Raw genomic sequence first — 16,369 nt, 5'->3', positions numbered from 1 at the left:
GTTGGTCTGTGAGTTTCCAGAATACACTGTAACGCAGTGGAACTCGAAACCTAGGTTAGGTGGTAGGAGATGGAATGAAGGGGTAAGTGAACTAGAGAAACTTGCTAAAAGTGAAGGGTTTGGGGTAGCTGTTGTCCTGGGTAGCCCAGGCATGGGGAAGACAGCGGTATTACTAGCTTTAAAGAATAGGTTAGCCGACAGCAATTTCTTTACAGTGTTCATTGACCTAGCTGGAAAAGAAGACCTGGTCGAGGAGTTCTGGAGGAACCTAGATAAGGAGAAGTTGAAGGCTGAGGCCTACACCTATCTAGCTAAACATAAAAAAGAGATAGGCTATTCGAGGCTTGCTAGGATAGCCAAGGAGTTCCATGCCTGGTTAGACATGGAGTGTAAGAAAGGTAAACACAACCCTCAATACGCCCATCTCTTCAGAGTTTACTGCATTTATTCCTCTTACTCCAATACCATTGATGATATAATAAATTTAATTGATGATGTAAGTAAAATTGGAAAGAGAGTCGTATTGCTCGTCGACGAGACGAGAAATGTGGGAGGGATTATGAACCCTTTGCATAGGCTTCTGAACTCTAACCTGAAATTCAAGCTGGTTTTAACCTTAATACCTGAGGTCCTCTCAACAATAACTGACGGCGCCTTAAAGAGGAGATTGGAAGAGGACGCCCTGAGAGTTGACCTCTCACCGCCACTATCGGAGGAGGAAATAAGGGGGATCATAAGTGCCTATTGTGAAGAGTACGCAGACCCATTGGCCCGGGCTATTAAGGACGTGAAAACTGCAAATGAGGTCTTAATCAAAGCTAGAGAGCTCTACAACGAGGCAGCAAAAGAATGTGTAGGTTCGTCCTCCAAGTGCATAGAGGATCAGTTGAGCTCTAGTTTAGGAATAGACGAACCCATGCAGGCCTCCAAGGAGCTGGAGAAAAGGATTAGGGAGGGGTTAAATCGCTTAATGAACGACTTCGGTATAAAGTACGTTCACGGCAAGGGTAAAAGGATGAGGACACCGGACAACCAGACGGTGATTCCAGACATCTATTTCGTTACTAAGGATAGGGTGTTCATAGGGGACGTAAAGATCACTAACAAGGACAATGTGAATAATATTGAGAACGTTAGGAAGTTCTCGATGATTGAGAGAGACGAGAGTGGTATGGGAGTGGTAAAGTTCATAATTTCTAATGTCGATAACATTAACGTCTCTGGCGTGAAGGTCTTTAAAATAGACAACGAGAAAATGAACAAGATCCTTAAAGGGACTGACAATGAACTACTACTCCAGGAATTGAGGAGGATATTGAAAGAGCTGATGTCTTAAATAGACATTAAGAAGAACCGTGCGATCGGTATTGTTGTAAAAACTGGTATTTTAGCGACTTGAAACAGTGAATGGATCACTCTTCCCTCTCCCAAGACCTCACCCCTGGATCTAGATGAAACGGTCAGATGTGGAGCTTTAGTTAGAAGGGAGGAAGACTGGCTTGTACTTTCGAGACTCGAGACTTCCATCTAGCTGGTTTTGGATCTAGCCTAAGTACCTCTACGTATACTCTTGAAATGCTTGGGCGATCAGAGGACCAGTAGGTAAACATGTAATTGGCTCTCTCGAGGAACGAGACATTCGTCAAGTTCTCTATAATGTTTAAGGCCTTAGTAGAGAGATTAACCTCGCAGTTTGATAAAAGAACGGCAAACCTCGCCTTTCAAGGGGGTAGGTTTTAAACTCTTTTCCCAACCCCTTCCTGTGACGCTCCCTTCTGGTCACCTCAAAGAACATGAGGAGCGGAAGCCGATCTCTCCCGTAATACCGGAGCGTCCGCACAGTCGTCGTAAGACTTTTCTCTAATTGAGCACAACAAAGGAAATAAGGAAGTTAGCAGACGCTTCAGCGAAGCTGTACAACGAGGTAAACTACGAGAGGAGGCAACAGTTCTTCCAACAGAGGAGAGAGGACCTCAAGTGCACTTGGGACAAGTACTGCGAGAAGTACAAGGAGGTACTTGGAGTTAATGCTCAGGCCGTTTTACAGAAGAATAATGAAGCGTGGTCATCCCTTTTCTCGTCTCTGAAGAATAAAGACCGTCTACGGCAATTCGTCAAGCACGTCGCACCACCGGGATATTGGAAAGATAAGAGGGGGAAGAGAAAGTTAATCTCGTAGTTAGACAAGACCGCTACGAAGTTGACGAGGAGAAACGCGTGCTTATCCTCAAGGACTAGAAGATGGAAATATCGTTTGGGGAGAGGCTGAGGTGGTCCAGTACACAAGGTAGGCTAGAGGTACACATAGTTGGTGATAAGTCCTACTCTTACATCCTAGTTGACGTAGGTAGAACTACCGCAAATAAGTCCGGTAACCCATGAAGGACTCCCTTATTGTCCACGGTGGGAGGGATAAAATACAAATAGTCTCGCCTATAGGGGATAATGCAGGGTCTATGGATTTGGGCGTTAACATGTAACAACATTTACCATAGACTTCAGTACCGGATGTTCTACCGTGGTTCTACCATAAAAACGGTCACTTCTATTTTCAGAAGAAGATAGTAGAGCTAGACAGACTAGAGGCTGAAGCGGGAAAAAGTCGAGACTGAAGCTAGGGAGGAAGTGTAAGGCAAATGGAAAGTATTAAGGGAAAAGGTCTTGGGAAAAAGTGTTTGAATACCTTTCCTCCCCCAAAAGGGCGAGGCCCCCCTCAACCTTCTGAACAGTTAAAGAGATTGAGCAGACTGACCACTTTTAAAGAACGAGGAGAGAGGAAAAAAGTAAGTAATGGAAATATGAGGTTGGAAGTTAGTATAAACATGCGTGTACCTATGTTTATTATGGTACCCTTGTCGCTCACCATGCCTACCAGTTACACGTATTTCCTGATCAGGGCCTCAATTGAGTTAGCAACGTTATCCCAAGATGAGTGTACCCTCAAGAACTCCAATAAGCCCTGATCCTCCATGAGCTCCTGGGGGTCCCTTTCTATGAGTCGTGCAGCCTCCTCACCCATAGCTCTGACGTCGAACTCTGGCACTAACTTTACTGCTGATAGGCCGGAGTAAACGCTCCTAATCGTGGGTATGTCATAGGCCACCACAGGAGTCCCTAAGGCTAGGGACTCCAGTACGACAAGGGAAAAGCCGTCGACGTGACTTGGGTAGATGAGGCACTTCGCCCTGCTCACAACTTCGTTTAGCTTTTTCCTCTCCACGAAACCTAGGTACTCTACGTCTAGGCCGTAGGCCCTAACTTTCCTCCAGAACAGCGATTCGTTGTACTTGTCGAAGAACTTCCCCATGAGGACTAGTCTCGTCCTCCTCATGGAATTTATGATCCTCATCACTGCGGGTATCTCCTTGATCCCCTTGTCCTGGTTCAGTCTGCTCCAAAATACAACGTAGTCCTCCTTCCCTTTACCCCTGTAATCGAGGAGGGACGGGTCAAAGGCGTTCCCAGGGTACAGCACTTCTCCCGACAGTCCGCTCCATTCGAGGCTACCCTTGCTCACGGAGGCTATAAACGATGGAGGGAACCTCTTCATGAGCTTCCTGTTTACCCTCTTAGCCACGAGTTCGTTGTAAAGGAAGCGGGTGTGAAAACCCTTCCCTGTCTTAGGGTTTATCCCATAGAACTTGATCAGTCTCTTGAGGTACTGCAAGGAGTCCGCGTAATACATCGGCTCATGGATAGTCATCCCATACTTCCCCCTCTTTCCTCCTATGTAATAGATATCCGTGGAGGTGTGATCGGGCTCATATACGAAGTCCACGCCGTCCACGTCGTAGTGGTTGGCGAGTTCCTCTGGACTAGCCTTCTTTACCTCCTTCTCCTCTATCAGGGAGTAGAAGGCATCGTCCACCCGGATACCCTTTGACTCTATCCACTTGGCCCTCTCCATCAGTTTCTCCTTGTCCCACTTCAGTGAAGGGGACGAAGGGAACAGGACTATCTGGAACCTGTCCTTCAGCCTAGTAAGAACTTCGAGGGTGTGAACGGCCCCTCCACCGCCAAAGGAGGGCGACAGGATGCCGCTGTTGACGACGCCGAGCTTCATAGGGAACCCGAGAGCATTAGTGTATTAAGCTTTTCTGACCTCCTCTCAGTCACGGCGAGGGTTCGACCGAGGTCTAAGGCGTCACTCCACCCTTTCTCCTACTCCTCATCTTCAGTAAGTTCCAGCAAAGCCCGTAGGGGAGGGATATTGCCAACGCTAGCCCAGGGATGAGATTGTAGGCCCACTCCTTCACTCCTCCGTAGTACTTTACCCCATACCCTATAACAGGTATGTAGAGGAGCGAGGCCAGCGGGATGAGAGCTGACAACAGGCCTATTACGTAGTACGACCCGAAGTAACTGTAACCTGTGAGGAAAGTGAAGTCGGCCAATCCGTCGAAGACCATCATCATATCATACTTGCTCCTCCATAGGTTTCTCCTTGCCTCCCTGAGGGAAGATGAGAGGTCCTTCCTTAAATGCGACGTGTTTAGGTGGAGACACCTCTCCTCCACTGGCCCGACCCTCTTCCCGCTGTGTTTGAGCTTAGAGTACAGCCAGATGTCCTCGTCTCTCTCATACTTCTCGTCAAACATACCTATTTCCTTCACATCTTTCAAGTTTATTGCTGCACACCCCAGGTTCGGGTTCTCCTCCCCAGGAGATCTGGGCCTCCCGAGCTCTTCCTCAGTGTAGGCGTAGTGCATCCACGTATATGCGTAGCCTTGCTCTGCTACCCTACTCAAGAGAGACTTGGCTGACTTTATGACTACGTCACTGTCCATCATGATGACCAAATCCTCAGTTGCGAGAGAGAGTAACCTGTTCCTAAGCATAGCCATGTTGACCTTCCTCATGCGTCTGTCAACCACATGCTTCACGTTGAACTTCTCAATTATTCCCCTCAAGTCCTCCCTCTCACTGTTGTCATAGACTGTGACCTTATCAGAGATAGCGACGGCAGAGGTCAAGGTCCTCTCCACCCACTCGGCTCTGTCTCCAGGACCCACTGGAATTAAAACCTCAGGCATCAAGATATTCTCGTGCCTTCAATTAAAAACGTTGATGTAGGGGTCATAGCTCACGGGTTAGGGGTCAAGGAGGTCTCAAGCGGAGAGGGGAAAGTATATCTCACATCCTTCGAGATGTTGAGGGAGAGGGGAGTCTCCTTCACCCCTATATCCTTCGCTAAACCTAAAAGGACTAACGCAGTTTATTTCCTCCCTTTCTCCCTACCTAAACTGGACAAGTACCAGAGGATACTCGTGAAGCTCCCTGCGTCTAGGGTAATACCAAAGGTATTCCTCAACCTCTCTGGAGTCCCCATACCTCTCTCCAAGATAGCTCCGCACGTGGTCTACGCTGGTGCCCCGGCACTATCCTCCCTCCCCTCCAAGTATAAGGGGATATGGAGAGTCTACCTACTCCCCTTCCGTCTATATTTACCTACGCTGAGGAGGGAGGCTAGGCAGTGCATCTTCATAGCTAACTCCCGGCTCTCAGCTAAGGCTATAAGTGAAGTCTATAACGTCAGTGAACCCGACGTGGTATACCCACCAGTGGAGGTGGAGAAGTTCGGCGAGGTGTATAAACACAGGGACAGGGAAGACATGTTCATCTCTATAGGGAGAATAGAGAGGGGTAAGATGTTGGAAAACGCCATCTACCTGTCTGCTATGACGGGGGTAAAGGGCGTGATCATGGGTTCCCTAGTGGAGAGGGATTACCTGGAGAAGCTTAAGAGGATCAGGGACAAACACCATGCAAACGTGGAGATCTACCATGACGTTGACCAGGGGGAGATGATCAAGGTGATGGGTAGGGCAAAGGTCTACTTCCACCCTACGATAGGGGAACACTTTGGGATACCAGTGGTAGAAGCTATGGCGTCTGGGCTCACACCTCTCGTACCAGTCCAGAGCGGAGCGTATGAGGTAGTACCTAAGGAGTTGGGGTATAACACTTTGGAGGAAGCGTCATCGAAACTGAGGGATCTGTTAAGGGAGGATATGAGGGAAAGGGTGCACGAGATAGCGATGGGGTTCTCAGCCTCGTCTTTCAAGAGGAGGTTATGGGATTACTTGTCTAGATTCCTTGACAACTGACCTCCTCCCAGTCACGGCGAGAGTTTGCTGTTCTTTTTATCAGTTACTGATATGGCTGTATAGTTTGTTTAAGGATATTCGTTATAAGTCCAGGAAGGTCCACATATTCATAAAATCTGTTACCCAGAGATTAGAGGTCAAGTGACCTATAACTACGTGAATAAATACCGTCCTTAACCCTACCAAGGATTACGGTGAAAACTTATTGAAGCTCGTCAAATGGATCCCTCGATGACTAGGTATGTACATTATTAAACCATGACGAGTGCGCTGAGAAGGAGCTTTAAAGCTTAACAACAATGTTCTAACTAGGTGTTATTTTGGCTCTCATCAGCAGTTTCAGCCAGACTGTTAAGTTATATCGTGTCATATAGCTCAGTTAGGTCAGAAGGGGTAAGGTAACGCCAGTCGTGAGGTAGGGTGACGAGTGGCAGTCCAGAGAAAGACGTCCAGAAGTTATGGGTATTGTTAACGAGAGAATAGCGCTATAAGCTAAGGTGTCTGATATAGAGGAGGGTTGTCCCCACAATCTATAAAGAGATCGGTCATAAGGAGACTTTATAGTAGATGTAGGAGCATATACGTCTGAGCTCTTGCCTACCCTGATCCCACTTGGGTCTTGGGCATCACTCCCCATCACGGGGTTACTCCCTCTGAGAAGACTAGTCGCCTCCCGTGGGCCTCAGGTTTGAGAATTCATTTCAAGTGTTATGAATACCCTGGAAACCAGACCGCTTCCCTACTACAACCGACTTTAGACCCTGAGGTAAGCTTTTATATCGGAAAACCGATATCTAAATTTAGATATGGTGAGATGTGGTATGAACTGGGTTCACGGACACCACGGGTTCCGCTCAAGGCATAGGAGGGGGCTGAGGTTCCTCATACTGACGTCACTGAGGGAGGGACCAAAGAACGGTGTTGAGATAATGAGGAGCATAGAGAAGGGGATGGGCTGGGTCCCCTCCCCTGGATCCCTATACCCGATGCTGGCGAGGATGACGGAGGAGGGCCTGATAAGGAACAGGGGCGACGGAAAGTACGAGCTGACCGACGAAGGGAAGGAGTGGATAGACTCGGTAATAGGGAGGCTAAACTGGGTACCTGCTGGAGGAGAAGACGTCGGGGAGCAGATTGAGTTCCTAGTGGAATACCTGGAGGACCTGAAGAAGAGCGAACCGGAGGGGTTTGAGAAAATGAGGGGGAAGCTAAAGGAGGTAGCCAAAAGACTGGACGAGCTGGTGTCAAAATGAAGGTAGCAGTACCTGTGACTAACGGCCTCGTCGATGGGCCGGGAGAAGGAGAGAAGGTCAGGATATACGAGGTAGAGGGTATGGAGGCTAAGTTGGTGGAGGAGTACGATAACCCAGCGTTGACAGCTAACTACGCTAGAGGGGTGCACATGCTAAAGTCAGCCCTGGAGAGGGGGGCTAAGACCTTCATCTTGGTGGAGATAGGCCCACCGGGGATAAGGTTCCTTCAAGGGAAGGCTAAGGTGTTCTTAGCGGAGCCTAACACCAGTGCGGAAGAAGCGGTAAGGATGCTGGTGGAAGGGAAGCTGAAGGAGACAGACAAGCCCACACACGGAGAACATCACCACCATTGAACTTTTTTAGGAGCGTGAGGTGCTTGCCCCTTACTACTCGTCTTTTTAGGTAGAGAGGAACGTCGTCTAGGGTTCGGACGATAACAGTGTTAACTACTTCTCGTAGTGACTGACCCCCTCCCCGCCCTAAAGGGTTCCGCTAAGTCTAAGGTGTTACTCCCCTTCGCCGGAGTTACTCCGTTAGTCGTTACGAGGAAGAGAGCTTCTTTAATAGGGTTACAGTCCTCTTTATCCCTAATTTCTTTACGTTTAAATCTCCATTAACGTCACTGTGGAGGCTTTGACCTAGAGGGCAGTTAGCAACTCCCTAGGCTCCCTTTCAACGGGAACGTCATGGAAAGCTCAGAGACTAGAGGTGCAGAACTCGCAAATAGGAACCTCCCTCTTCTTCACCACGCCCACTAACCTCTCCACGTCCTCCTCCCTAAACCTCATTTACCTCTCTCCAGGACGACAGGCTTAACCTTACCCTGTTTGACGTAAGTCCAAGAGTAGTGTAGGACATTCCTAGTCCCTCGCACACTCCCTTTACTCTCAGCACTGTGTAAGATATTGATATGGAATTATATAATTTTACAAGTTAACGGAAACTGCTGACAACGGCATAACTAACATAGCCATATATCCAACCTATAGGGACGTTTTCGGTGCTCCTTGTGTGAGCGTAAGCACGGTGACTCTCTATTAACTATTGCACTTTCACACGTCACGCTAATGAGAGGCTTAGGGAAAGGGAGGAAGTCTAGAAGATTTGGGATAGAAATTATATCTCATATAAGAAGAATACTAGATAACTTTTGCAATTCACCTCAAATTGTATACACTAAGGAGCTTAGAGTGGAGAATAACGATGTACAACACTCTTATTGTGAAAGAATAATTGAAGGGTTGTATATGGTTATTGTCTTTAAAGTAGAAGGAAACTCTAAGAAGGTGATTACGATGTTCCCTACGTCGAAGGAGGCTACATTGATAGATTATTGTGATGGAAGCAACGCAGACTTTTAAGGCTAGGAGAACTGACCTCCTCCCCAACCTAGAGGGCGAGGATTTCATCACTTTGTAGGTAACAGAAGAAACGGAAACCTTCCTTTTTTTGGTAGAGGTCAGTTTCATACTTAACTTAATCTTTTGCTTGCCTCACCGTATATTGGGTCTAAGAATTCGTAGTCCTTTATTATACTACTCTTCTCTAGGTTAGTTATTATGTTTTCCAGAACGCTACTGGACATAGTGCTTCCTTCAGCTCTCTGCAAACAGTTGGACAGTTTGCTCCAACTGTTCTCCCCTAACGCCAAGCACTTCAACGCGTTTTTATATCTTCTACCTACTATCTCTGACACCCTTCTCTTAGTCTCTATTAAGTTCTCTATCTCGTTTAACGCTACATCTATTGCAATCTCCCTCACTTCTTCAATCTTTCTCCCCTCTAAAAACCTGTTAGCCCCAAACGTGAGCCAACCTGGTATTCCGTCAAAGAACTCCACCAGTTTCTCTGTTTCCTCGTCGCTGACTTTCGCAGATATTTCGTCGAAACCTTTCCTTAAGAACTCAGTTGCTCTCTCCTTCTCAAACCTGTCAAGAGTTATCTGATAGTAGTACCTTCCGTAAAGTGGAGACTCTCTATCTTCTACGCCCAGAAAATCGTAGAGTAATCCAACTTCTGAACCTGTCAAAATAAAGGTCAAGTTTCTGTCATAATCATATGCGTGGGCTATTGCCTCCCTCACCTCCTTCGATAATGGCCCCCTCAGCTTTTGCGTCTCATCCATCGCTATAATTAGTCTTTTCCCGTTTAAATGGTCAAACAGGTCAGCGAGGGAGACTGAGTCCCTACCTTTCCACTTAAATTCGATTGAGTTTCCTAATATGCTCACTCCTCTAACCCCTGAGAGTACGCCCTTTACCTTATCCACAACTGTGGAAAAGCTACTTGAGAAGAGATTATACAGGTCCTGTCTGCCGTAATTCTCCTTTAGCTTTCTGCAGTCAATTAATACGTAATCTCTCCCTAGCTCGTTTAACGCCACTAAAAGTGTAGACGTCTTACCTATTCTCCTGATTCCAGATATTACTAGGAGAGGCCTATCTACGTTACTCTTTATCCCCTCTATTTCTATATCCCTATCGAACAGCTCCTGTCTCCTCGTTTTAGGTCTTTCATCAAATAACAACTTCTCCCCCAGAATATATGTTCTCCCCCAGAAGTTATAAACTATTACGTAGCGATTATTCCAAACGTTTTCAGCTATTTAAGAGGATACGTTAGTGATTGACTTCCTCCATGCCATGGCGGTCCACCTCATCGGTCCGGGGATACACCCCTCATGTGAGAGCAGTCGAGAGGCTCAGAGCACCCCTCGCGTAATAGTCCACGATTGCGGTGACGTCACGGTCATCCTCATAACTGCATGGACGGCGGAAGTACCTATGGGAAACCTCTTCTCTTTCCCACACTTAGGACATGAAGTAGAGTAGTGAGGGTCTACGTTGACCGCCTTGAGCCCGTGCTTCTTTGCCCGACATTCAATCCTACTGCAGTCTATAGTTCTGCATGAGATAAAGCTCGTCCCTGGACTCAGAGGGAATCTTCTTCACATTTTTGATGAGGTTGTCGAGGTATTCAAGGAGGACGGCAGGAACGTCGAATGGGTTAGCTGTGTTAACACCCAATTTCGCACCGTCTTGCGGAGTCCTCTGAGACTTCCCTAGCCTTCCTGTTGAGTGGTTCTATCCTGAAAAGGACACTCTTGTCCTCCTTCCACCTCTTTTCGTACCTCTGTAGTGATTCAGCCAGTGACTTGTAGTGGTGGGCGTCTTCAGGCCTTGTGAGTACCCTGAAGTACTTTTCGTCTTCTTTATTAACAACGAGTTAAGCCATGTCTATGTCTACAGGTACGCCGTCCTTAGCTTCCAGTCCTCTCCAGACCTTCAGGAGGGAGACCTTCAGGTACACCTTCCTGCCCTTCGTTACTAGCCTAGCCGTAGTAAGCAGTTTCATCGAGAGTGTTAAGACTATATAACTCCATACTGACATTTTTGTAAAATGCCGGATGTGGGTATGTATCCCGAAAGGCTTGCATATGGAGCTCAAGATGTGCGGGTTCCCCCACTTAGACGGCATCCCATCTAAGTGGGTCGGGGTTACCCCTTGGGGCGGAGGAGGATGAAGGAAAACCCGCTCGACTCCCGTGACAAGGGTTGAGGGTTTATATCAAGTTATATGAGACCCGATGAAACCCAAACCCCTCTCTCACTTCACAGTCCTTGTAGAAACACTGATTCCTTGGTCAACTACCATGGTAGTTGACTAACCCCTTTTCTTATTTTCACTGTTTTGCCTCACTATGGCACAATCTAACAGTGACAATACCGACACCCTTTTGGTATTGCGGCAGATCTCCGTCCCTCATAGAGAAGTTGACCAGAAGGGAGTTCCATGAAGAGGCGAGCGCACCAAATGTTAAAAGCGTTACCCTGCAGGGCAAGGTCTTCTTTTTACGTCTAACTTTTCTTCGCACCCTTAGCGGTCAATAATCCCTCATGGCGACCTTTTCTTCTTATAAGCTAAGTTTATTTTCTACGGTACCGATACCCCTACGGTATCGTATGGTTAAGTTTATCTTTGGTAGGGAATTAACAGAGGAAGAAGAGTTTTTTGATAGAGATAAGGAGGTTAGCTCACTAATAAACTATATAGAGAATAGACAGCCAGTAGCAATCCTCCCCCAGAAGGACTGGTAAATCTTCTTTGTTAAATTTTGTAAAATTAAAAGTTAGTAATAAATATATAGTAGCCAAGCTTAGTATAGAAGGGATTAGTAGTATTGAGGAGTTTGAAGATGAATTAAACAGAAAACTACTCCTAGATTCCCTAGCGAAGTCCTTAAAGTTGAGGATTAAGTTTAACTTCACAAACGTTTTATCGTCGTTAAACCAATTCCTCGGGTCTATAAAGAGTATAGGGGTTAAGTCGAATAACCTAGAAATCTACATAGAGAGATATTCATTATTCAAGCAGGACAGACTGAAGCCAAATGAAGTACTGGACGATATATTGCTTTTACCTCAAAGAATCGCTGAGGATTTGGACAAGGGGGTTTGGGTTTCATTGGAACTCATATAACTTGATATGAACCCTCAACCCTTGGGCTTCACGGGAGTCGAGCGGGTTTCCAGCCTTCATCCTCCTCCGCCCCATTAGCGGGGTAACCCCGACCCACTTAGACGGAATACCGTCTAGATGGGATAACCCGCACATTCTCAGGTAGATATTCAAGGATGCATTCAACTGTCTGTCCAGTGTAAACCCACACCTCTCACAGGTGAAGGTCTTGCCGACCTTTCGGGATACATGCCCACATCTGGGGCAAGACCTCGAGGTGAGGTATGGGTTGACCTCAACCACGCGTGACCCGTGGAGTGGAGCCTTATACTTTAACACGTTGTGTATAGTCCTCCACACAGTCCTCGAGACCTTCCTAGACAACGCGTTGCTTGCGTCCTTAAACATGTTCTGTTTGTCCAGTCTCTCAACCACGAAGGTGGTAAAGGGGTATAGCTCTAGCAACACGTTTACGAACTTATGCACGTAGTCCATGACCCTATCCCTCTCGCGGTGGGAGTACTTCCTCGAGAGCTCTTTTCCCTTCTTTCCACGCTTTGACGCGAAGGACTGCACCTTACCTCTCTTCTTTGCCATACCGTACTTCAGGGAGTATAGCTGTTTGAGCGAGAAAGTCACGAACTTCTCGCCATCATATGCGTCCAAAGTGAAGAGGTTTGAGTCAATTGCCAAGAAGTTTAAAGGGGTCTGTGGTTGGACTCTATAACGGAAGGGTAGATACACTTTATCATCCTTTATTACTGGCTCGCCTAACTCCAAACCCTTAACCCTGCCCTTGAACCATGTATTCCTCCAAGAAAAGGTCAAGTATTCGTAAGGTTTTACAGTTATCCTAACCTCTTCATTAATAACTTTCCTGAGCGTAGACTTTATCCTAACATAAGGTTTCTTCACCCTAGGCTTTCTTAGGGATGCCCTACCCTTTAACACCCTCTTCCTCCACGACTTCAAGATCGAAAAAGCATCGTTTATAGCCTTGTCAACATAATGAGAAGCTAGTAAGTTCACTTTTTCTAACTGATCCCTAAACTCCTTATATACCTCTTTCTTTTTTGGCAGGGTTACTTTTACCTTTTTGTTATGTCTTCCCCTTTTGTCTGTGGTGCTCTTTACTTCTATCCTTGTCTTATTCCACAAGTAGTCTAATGCCTTGTCTAACAGTTTCTTGTACTCCGTCATCAAGAGGAGTGTCTCTTCCCTCCTCTCGTTCTTTATGGCGTAGGTCAAGTAGATTGACTCCTCTGGTGGCGTGAAGTTGTCAATCCTTAAGCTCTTCAACACACTTCTTCACCTTCTCGTACTTATGGCTCCTCATCCCGTACAGTTTCCCGCTGAAGGACACAAGGACAGTGATTAAGTCCTCAACCAGCTCCTGTTCTGGTGCCTTATCCTCTTCCTCTAGCACCTCTATCTCGCAGTTGTGTGTTCTACACACTTCCTCCAGTATTTCGAAGCCGAACCTCACTAGCCTGTCCTTATACGCAACGACGACTTTAGAGACCTCGTTGTTGAGGATCATCTTCAGTAGTCTTTTGAACCCCTTCCTTTTCATGTTTAACCCTGAACCTATGTCTGTGATCGTAAGGTCGTATTCCTCCACCCTCCCCTGCAGATAAGCTACCTGTTTAGCTAGGTCGTCTTTCTGAGTGTCTGAGGATACTCTAGCGTAAAGGACTACTTTCTTCTTTTTTACTACCCCCATGAGTCTTTCTACGTCTTCTTCTCTGAACCTCCATTTACCGCTCTCTAGAATGATGGGCTTTATCTTACCCTGTTTGACGTAATTCCACAGCGTAGCGTAGGATATTCCCAGTCTTTCGCATACCTCCTTTGGTCTCAGCATTGTATAGTATGTTAGTATTAACTAATATAAATTTTATGAGTTAACGGAAACTGCAGGACAAGGGCGTTGTAATGATTATGGACGAGTTCCAGAAGATAAGGTACCTCAGACAGCCCTTTCCGAGGATCCTAGAGGTCATGAGGAAAAGGTTTCAAGAGAGTGACCTTGTAGAGGTAATAATCTCGGGGTCAGAAGTTAGTTCAATAGCGGAGATTGAACTTAGTACAAATGGTTCCTTAATGTTCACGAACTGTTTAGATACCAAAATATCTGTGTGTAAGAAGTACTATTCCTCCATTTAATTCAGCCTAGGCTTTTCATTAACCTCCTAGACAGCTCCTCCTCCGCTTTTTCATGAATATTACCGAGGTCCAGCTCAGTAACTAACCTTAAGAACTCCTCATTGAAGAAGCTTGATGCTCTTTCGCTCACAGCCTCTGCTAACTCCTCATTATCCGTTATAAAATATCCATTGCCTAAGTTAACTAAGTACACTCTTTTTGACCTATACTCAGGGGTGTAAACTCTTCCCTTCTCATCTACCTTTCTCTGGACTATTTCCCCTATCATATTCCCATTTAAAAATTTCCTTATATAAGCCTATGAGCAGGGCTTGAAAGCTAAACGTGAAAAATTTGTCACTATATGAGAAGGGAAGTAACCCACGACGATAGAGCAAAACAAAGTTATCAAGGGATAAGTCGACCAAAGGATGCAAACTTTGTCGAGTACACTCATGGGAGCCATATCTTTGCAATATATGAAAATTATTTAACATGATATAAAATTATTTTATATTAATTGTTCTTTTTATATAAAAATATGGTCTATGAGAGACCAGTTTTAACGTTAAACTGGTCAGAAACAGACTTATTAATACAAACTTCCTACTGTATTGTTGTGGAAGAAAGGTTAAGGAGCTATATCGCGGAATGGCTCACCTCACCTCTCCCAAACGTCATAAGGAGAGACGTTTCACTCCCTTTAGATAAAGACTACATAATAACCGTGACTGGCGGTAGAAGAAGCGGTAAAACATTCACTTTATATCAGACAATTCAAGATATAATGAAGAGGGGTCTAGCATCTCATGACGAGATACTTTACGTTGATTTTGAAGACTATAGATTAAAGGGCTCTAAGGTAGAGGACTTAGATAAGATTTTGACTGTTTTTGTGGAACTGACCGGAAAACAGCCCAGATATATTTTTCTAGATGAAGTCCAAAAACTTGAAAACTATGGAAGTTGGTTTAGGAAAAGGACTAGTTCCACAGTCTTCCTCTCTGGTTCTTCATCGCTACTAACTCCCTTAAGGATCGCCGAAGAGTTGAGGGGGAGGAGCGTAAACTATGAAGTTTTTCCGCTCTCCTTCAAGGAATTTTTAAGATTTAAGAGTTTCGAGTATAATAGGCTAATTGAATATACCTTTGAAAGAGGCAAAATATTGTCGTTTCTAAGGGAGTACCTGTATTACGGCTCCTATCCAGCTGTAGTTCTTGAGAATGAGAATAACGAGAAGATAAGGCTGTTGAAATCCTATTTTGATTCAATTATAGTAAGGGACTTCTCTACAGTTAAAGCTGATATTGCTTCACTTTTTGCTAGCTATTTAATATCAAATTACGCTAGACCGACGACCATCAATAAGGTCTATGAGTACATGAGAAGCTTAGGGATTAAGATAGGGAAGGAGACAGTCATCGAGCTCTTCAATAGGGCTAAAGAGACTTACTTTTCCTTCTTTGTAGAAGAGTTTGAGAAAAGCGAGAGGAAGAGGAAAGCCAATCCGAAAAAATTATACATAATTGACACCGGTTATCCGACGGCTTTAGGCTACGAATTTTCAATATCCAACGCAATGGAGAATTTAGTATACATAGAGCTTCTGAGGAGAGGGTATAGAGAAGTGTTTTACTGGAAGGGAAAGAGAGAGGTGGATTTTGTAGTAGCTAAGAACTTCAGTCCCATAGCTCTAATTCAAGTGACGTATGCTACAGATAAGGTGGAGGATAGGGAAGTCAAGGCAATCATTGAGGCTAAGTCTGAGCTCAAGGTTGACAACGCTACAATAATAACATGGGACTATGAGGATGAGATAGAAGGGATTAAGGCTATACCAATGTGGAAGTGGTTGCTGGGCGAAGACAAGTTAGTGTAAATTTCTTACTGGTTTGTCAGTCCTAAAGGACGAGAATCCCCTTCTGCGGGTCGTTAGTTCCACCAATTCGGAACTTTCTTAGAAGCAGTGGAGAGGTGTAGAGCCTCATCTGCAGGGAGCGTTTTAAACTTAAAATACTTTTTCCACCCCCTAAAGGGAAGGTTTGTCCTCCTCTTGTCAAACTCATGTACTTCGAAAGCTCTAAGCTCCTGGGGTTTAGGTCTCATCGGATCTCATATAATTTGATATCAACCCTCAACCCTTGTCACGGGGGTCGAGCGGGTTCTCCTTCCTCCTCCGCCCCATTAAGATAACCCCGACCCTCCTAGACGGTATACCACCTAAGTGGGGGAACCCGCACATCTCAAGTTATCTTACTCCCTTTCGGGATACATACCCACATCTGGGGTAAGACCTCTTCTGTCGTGTAAGGTATCAATATGGAGTTATGTAAACTTAATTCTCTCACTGAAACTGCTTATCACGGCGTAAACGCTCTTTTTCTGCCCTCTACAGAGCTTATCATA

At 45.7% G+C, this 16,369-nt stretch carries 18 protein-coding genes and 1 pseudogene; 10 read left to right on the top strand and 9 right to left on the bottom strand.

The genetic code is table 11. From position 1 onward, the window contains the following. Window position 1: 1 nt before the first annotated feature. The 3 genes from GWK48_RS11245 (at window position 2) to GWK48_RS11235 (ending at window position 2,382) form a co-directional block, all read left to right on the top strand. Window positions 2-1,336, top strand: a complete 1,335-nt coding sequence (locus GWK48_RS11245; RefSeq protein ID WP_174632320.1) for an AAA family ATPase — start codon at window positions 2-4, stop codon at window positions 1,334-1,336. 528 nt (window positions 1,337-1,864) lie between these two features. Next, on the top strand, window positions 1,865-2,179 hold the full coding sequence (locus tag GWK48_RS11240) for a hypothetical protein (protein WP_174632319.1): 315 nt from the start codon (window positions 1,865-1,867) through the stop codon (window positions 2,177-2,179). A 62-nt stretch (window positions 2,180-2,241) separates the two neighbouring features. Next, entirely contained in the window at window positions 2,242-2,382 is a 141-nt protein-coding gene (locus GWK48_RS11235; protein WP_174632317.1) for a hypothetical protein, read from the top strand. A gap of 493 nt (window positions 2,383-2,875) precedes the next feature. On the opposite strand, the gene GWK48_RS11230 is transcribed toward GWK48_RS11235, so the two are convergent. After that, window positions 2,876-4,063 carry a glycosyltransferase family 4 protein gene (locus GWK48_RS11230; protein WP_174632315.1) on the bottom strand — a complete coding sequence of 396 codons (1,188 nt, stop codon included), beginning with the start codon at window positions 4,061-4,063 and terminating at the stop codon, window positions 2,876-2,878. Window positions 4,064-4,136: 73 nt separating this feature from the next. After that, window positions 4,137-5,033 (bottom strand): glycosyltransferase family 2 protein, encoded by an 897-nt coding sequence (locus tag GWK48_RS11225; RefSeq protein WP_174632313.1) that lies wholly within the window; start codon window positions 5,031-5,033, stop codon window positions 4,137-4,139. A 12-nt stretch (window positions 5,034-5,045) separates the two neighbouring features. On the opposite strand from GWK48_RS11225, the gene GWK48_RS11220 reads away from it, so the two are divergent. The 3 genes from GWK48_RS11220 to GWK48_RS11210 all read left to right on the top strand — a co-directional run bounded on the left by GWK48_RS11220 (window position 5,046) and on the right by GWK48_RS11210 (window position 7,713). After that, window positions 5,046-6,107, top strand: coding sequence for a glycosyltransferase (locus GWK48_RS11220; RefSeq protein ID WP_246263832.1), 1,062 nt, complete (start codon window positions 5,046-5,048; stop codon window positions 6,105-6,107). Between the two features lie 821 nt (window positions 6,108-6,928). Beyond that, the gene (locus GWK48_RS11215; RefSeq protein ID WP_174632312.1) at window positions 6,929-7,360 is read left to right on the top strand and encodes a PadR family transcriptional regulator; all 432 of its coding nucleotides are present in this window, start codon (window positions 6,929-6,931) and stop codon (window positions 7,358-7,360) included. Then, window positions 7,357-7,713 carry a NifB/NifX family molybdenum-iron cluster-binding protein gene (locus GWK48_RS11210; protein WP_174632310.1) on the top strand — a complete coding sequence of 119 codons (357 nt, stop codon included), beginning with the start codon at window positions 7,357-7,359 and terminating at the stop codon, window positions 7,711-7,713. Before GWK48_RS11215 ends, GWK48_RS11210 begins: the two co-directional genes overlap by 4 nt. Before the next feature lie 375 nt (window positions 7,714-8,088). Here GWK48_RS11210 and GWK48_RS11610 read toward each other — a convergent pair. From GWK48_RS11610 to GWK48_RS11755, 4 genes and pseudogenes are all read right to left on the bottom strand, one after another. Further along, window positions 8,089-8,254: pseudogene (locus GWK48_RS11610) on the bottom strand (helix-turn-helix domain-containing protein); the annotation flags it as partial. A 577-nt stretch (window positions 8,255-8,831) separates the two neighbouring features. Continuing rightward, window positions 8,832-9,887, bottom strand: coding sequence for an AAA family ATPase (locus tag GWK48_RS11205; protein ID WP_174632308.1), 1,056 nt, complete (start codon window positions 9,885-9,887; stop codon window positions 8,832-8,834). Between the two features lie 358 nt (window positions 9,888-10,245). Further along, entirely contained in the window at window positions 10,246-10,386 is a 141-nt protein-coding gene (locus GWK48_RS11605; protein ID WP_174632306.1) for a hypothetical protein, read from the bottom strand. Between the two features lie 199 nt (window positions 10,387-10,585). After that, the gene (locus GWK48_RS11755) at window positions 10,586-10,714 is read right to left on the bottom strand and encodes a hypothetical protein (protein WP_281359979.1); all 129 of its coding nucleotides are present in this window, start codon (window positions 10,712-10,714) and stop codon (window positions 10,586-10,588) included. A 608-nt stretch (window positions 10,715-11,322) separates the two neighbouring features. Between GWK48_RS11755 and GWK48_RS11750 the strand changes: the two genes are divergently transcribed. Next, on the top strand, window positions 11,323-11,457 hold the full coding sequence (locus GWK48_RS11750) for a hypothetical protein (protein ID WP_281359978.1): 135 nt from the start codon (window positions 11,323-11,325) through the stop codon (window positions 11,455-11,457). 7 nt (window positions 11,458-11,464) lie between these two features. Then, on the top strand, window positions 11,465-11,839 hold the full coding sequence (locus GWK48_RS11195; protein WP_174632305.1) for a hypothetical protein: 375 nt from the start codon (window positions 11,465-11,467) through the stop codon (window positions 11,837-11,839). Here GWK48_RS11195 and GWK48_RS11190 read toward each other — a convergent pair. Both GWK48_RS11190 and GWK48_RS11185 read right to left on the bottom strand, forming a co-directional pair. After that, entirely contained in the window at window positions 11,822-13,120 is a 1,299-nt protein-coding gene (locus GWK48_RS11190; RefSeq protein ID WP_174632303.1) for an RNA-guided endonuclease InsQ/TnpB family protein, read from the bottom strand. The genes GWK48_RS11195 and GWK48_RS11190 overlap by 18 nt on opposite strands. Continuing rightward, complete coding sequence (locus GWK48_RS11185) at window positions 13,098-13,682, bottom strand: IS607 family transposase (RefSeq protein WP_174632301.1); 585 nt, start codon at window positions 13,680-13,682, stop codon at window positions 13,098-13,100. Before GWK48_RS11185 ends, GWK48_RS11190 begins: the two co-directional genes overlap by 23 nt. Window positions 13,683-13,753: 71 nt before the next feature. Here GWK48_RS11185 and GWK48_RS11180 point away from each other — a divergent pair, with 71 nt between their 5' ends. Continuing rightward, the gene (locus tag GWK48_RS11180) at window positions 13,754-13,984 is read left to right on the top strand and encodes a hypothetical protein (RefSeq protein WP_174632299.1); all 231 of its coding nucleotides are present in this window, start codon (window positions 13,754-13,756) and stop codon (window positions 13,982-13,984) included. A gap of 1 nt (window position 13,985) precedes the next feature. Here GWK48_RS11180 and GWK48_RS11175 read toward each other — a convergent pair whose 3' ends face one another. Continuing rightward, on the bottom strand, window positions 13,986-14,252 hold the full coding sequence (locus GWK48_RS11175) for a VapB-type antitoxin (RefSeq protein ID WP_174632297.1): 267 nt from the start codon (window positions 14,250-14,252) through the stop codon (window positions 13,986-13,988). 330 nt (window positions 14,253-14,582) lie between these two features. Here GWK48_RS11175 and GWK48_RS11170 point away from each other — a divergent pair, with 330 nt between their 5' ends. Continuing rightward, on the top strand, window positions 14,583-15,842 hold the full coding sequence (locus GWK48_RS11170) for an ATP-binding protein (RefSeq protein ID WP_246263831.1): 1,260 nt from the start codon (window positions 14,583-14,585) through the stop codon (window positions 15,840-15,842). Window positions 15,843-16,369 lie beyond the last annotated feature (527 nt).

The organism is Metallosphaera tengchongensis (genome assembly GCF_013343295.1).
Taxonomy (GTDB): Archaea; Thermoproteota; Thermoprotei_A; order Sulfolobales; family Sulfolobaceae; genus Metallosphaera; species Metallosphaera tengchongensis.
Note: the sequence above shows the minus strand (reverse complement) of the source record. Positions and strands in the feature narration are given on the sequence as shown.

Excerpts from the sequence above, each read along its gene's own strand:
- GWK48_RS11185 (WP_174632301.1), bottom strand. The coding sequence starts at position 13,682 with ATGCTGAGACCAAAGGAGGTATGCGAAAGACTGGGAATATCCTACGCT.
- GWK48_RS11180 (WP_174632299.1), top strand. The coding sequence starts at position 13,754 with ATGATTATGGACGAGTTCCAGAAGATAAGGTACCTCAGACAGCCCTTT.
- GWK48_RS11175 (WP_174632297.1), bottom strand. The coding sequence starts at position 14,252 with ATGATAGGGGAAATAGTCCAGAGAAAGGTAGATGAGAAGGGAAGAGTT.
- GWK48_RS11225 (WP_174632313.1), bottom strand. The coding sequence starts at position 5,033 with ATGCCTGAGGTTTTAATTCCAGTGGGTCCTGGAGACAGAGCCGAGTGG.
- GWK48_RS11750 (WP_281359978.1), top strand. The coding sequence starts at position 11,323 with ATGGTTAAGTTTATCTTTGGTAGGGAATTAACAGAGGAAGAAGAGTTT.
- GWK48_RS11235 (WP_174632317.1), top strand. The coding sequence starts at position 2,242 with ATGGAAATATCGTTTGGGGAGAGGCTGAGGTGGTCCAGTACACAAGGT.
- GWK48_RS11230 (WP_174632315.1), bottom strand. The coding sequence starts at position 4,063 with ATGAAGCTCGGCGTCGTCAACAGCGGCATCCTGTCGCCCTCCTTTGGC.
- GWK48_RS11755 (WP_281359979.1), bottom strand. The coding sequence starts at position 10,714 with ATGAAACTGCTTACTACGGCTAGGCTAGTAACGAAGGGCAGGAAGGTG.
- GWK48_RS11215 (WP_174632312.1), top strand. The coding sequence starts at position 6,929 with ATGAACTGGGTTCACGGACACCACGGGTTCCGCTCAAGGCATAGGAGG.
- GWK48_RS11210 (WP_174632310.1), top strand. The coding sequence starts at position 7,357 with ATGAAGGTAGCAGTACCTGTGACTAACGGCCTCGTCGATGGGCCGGGA.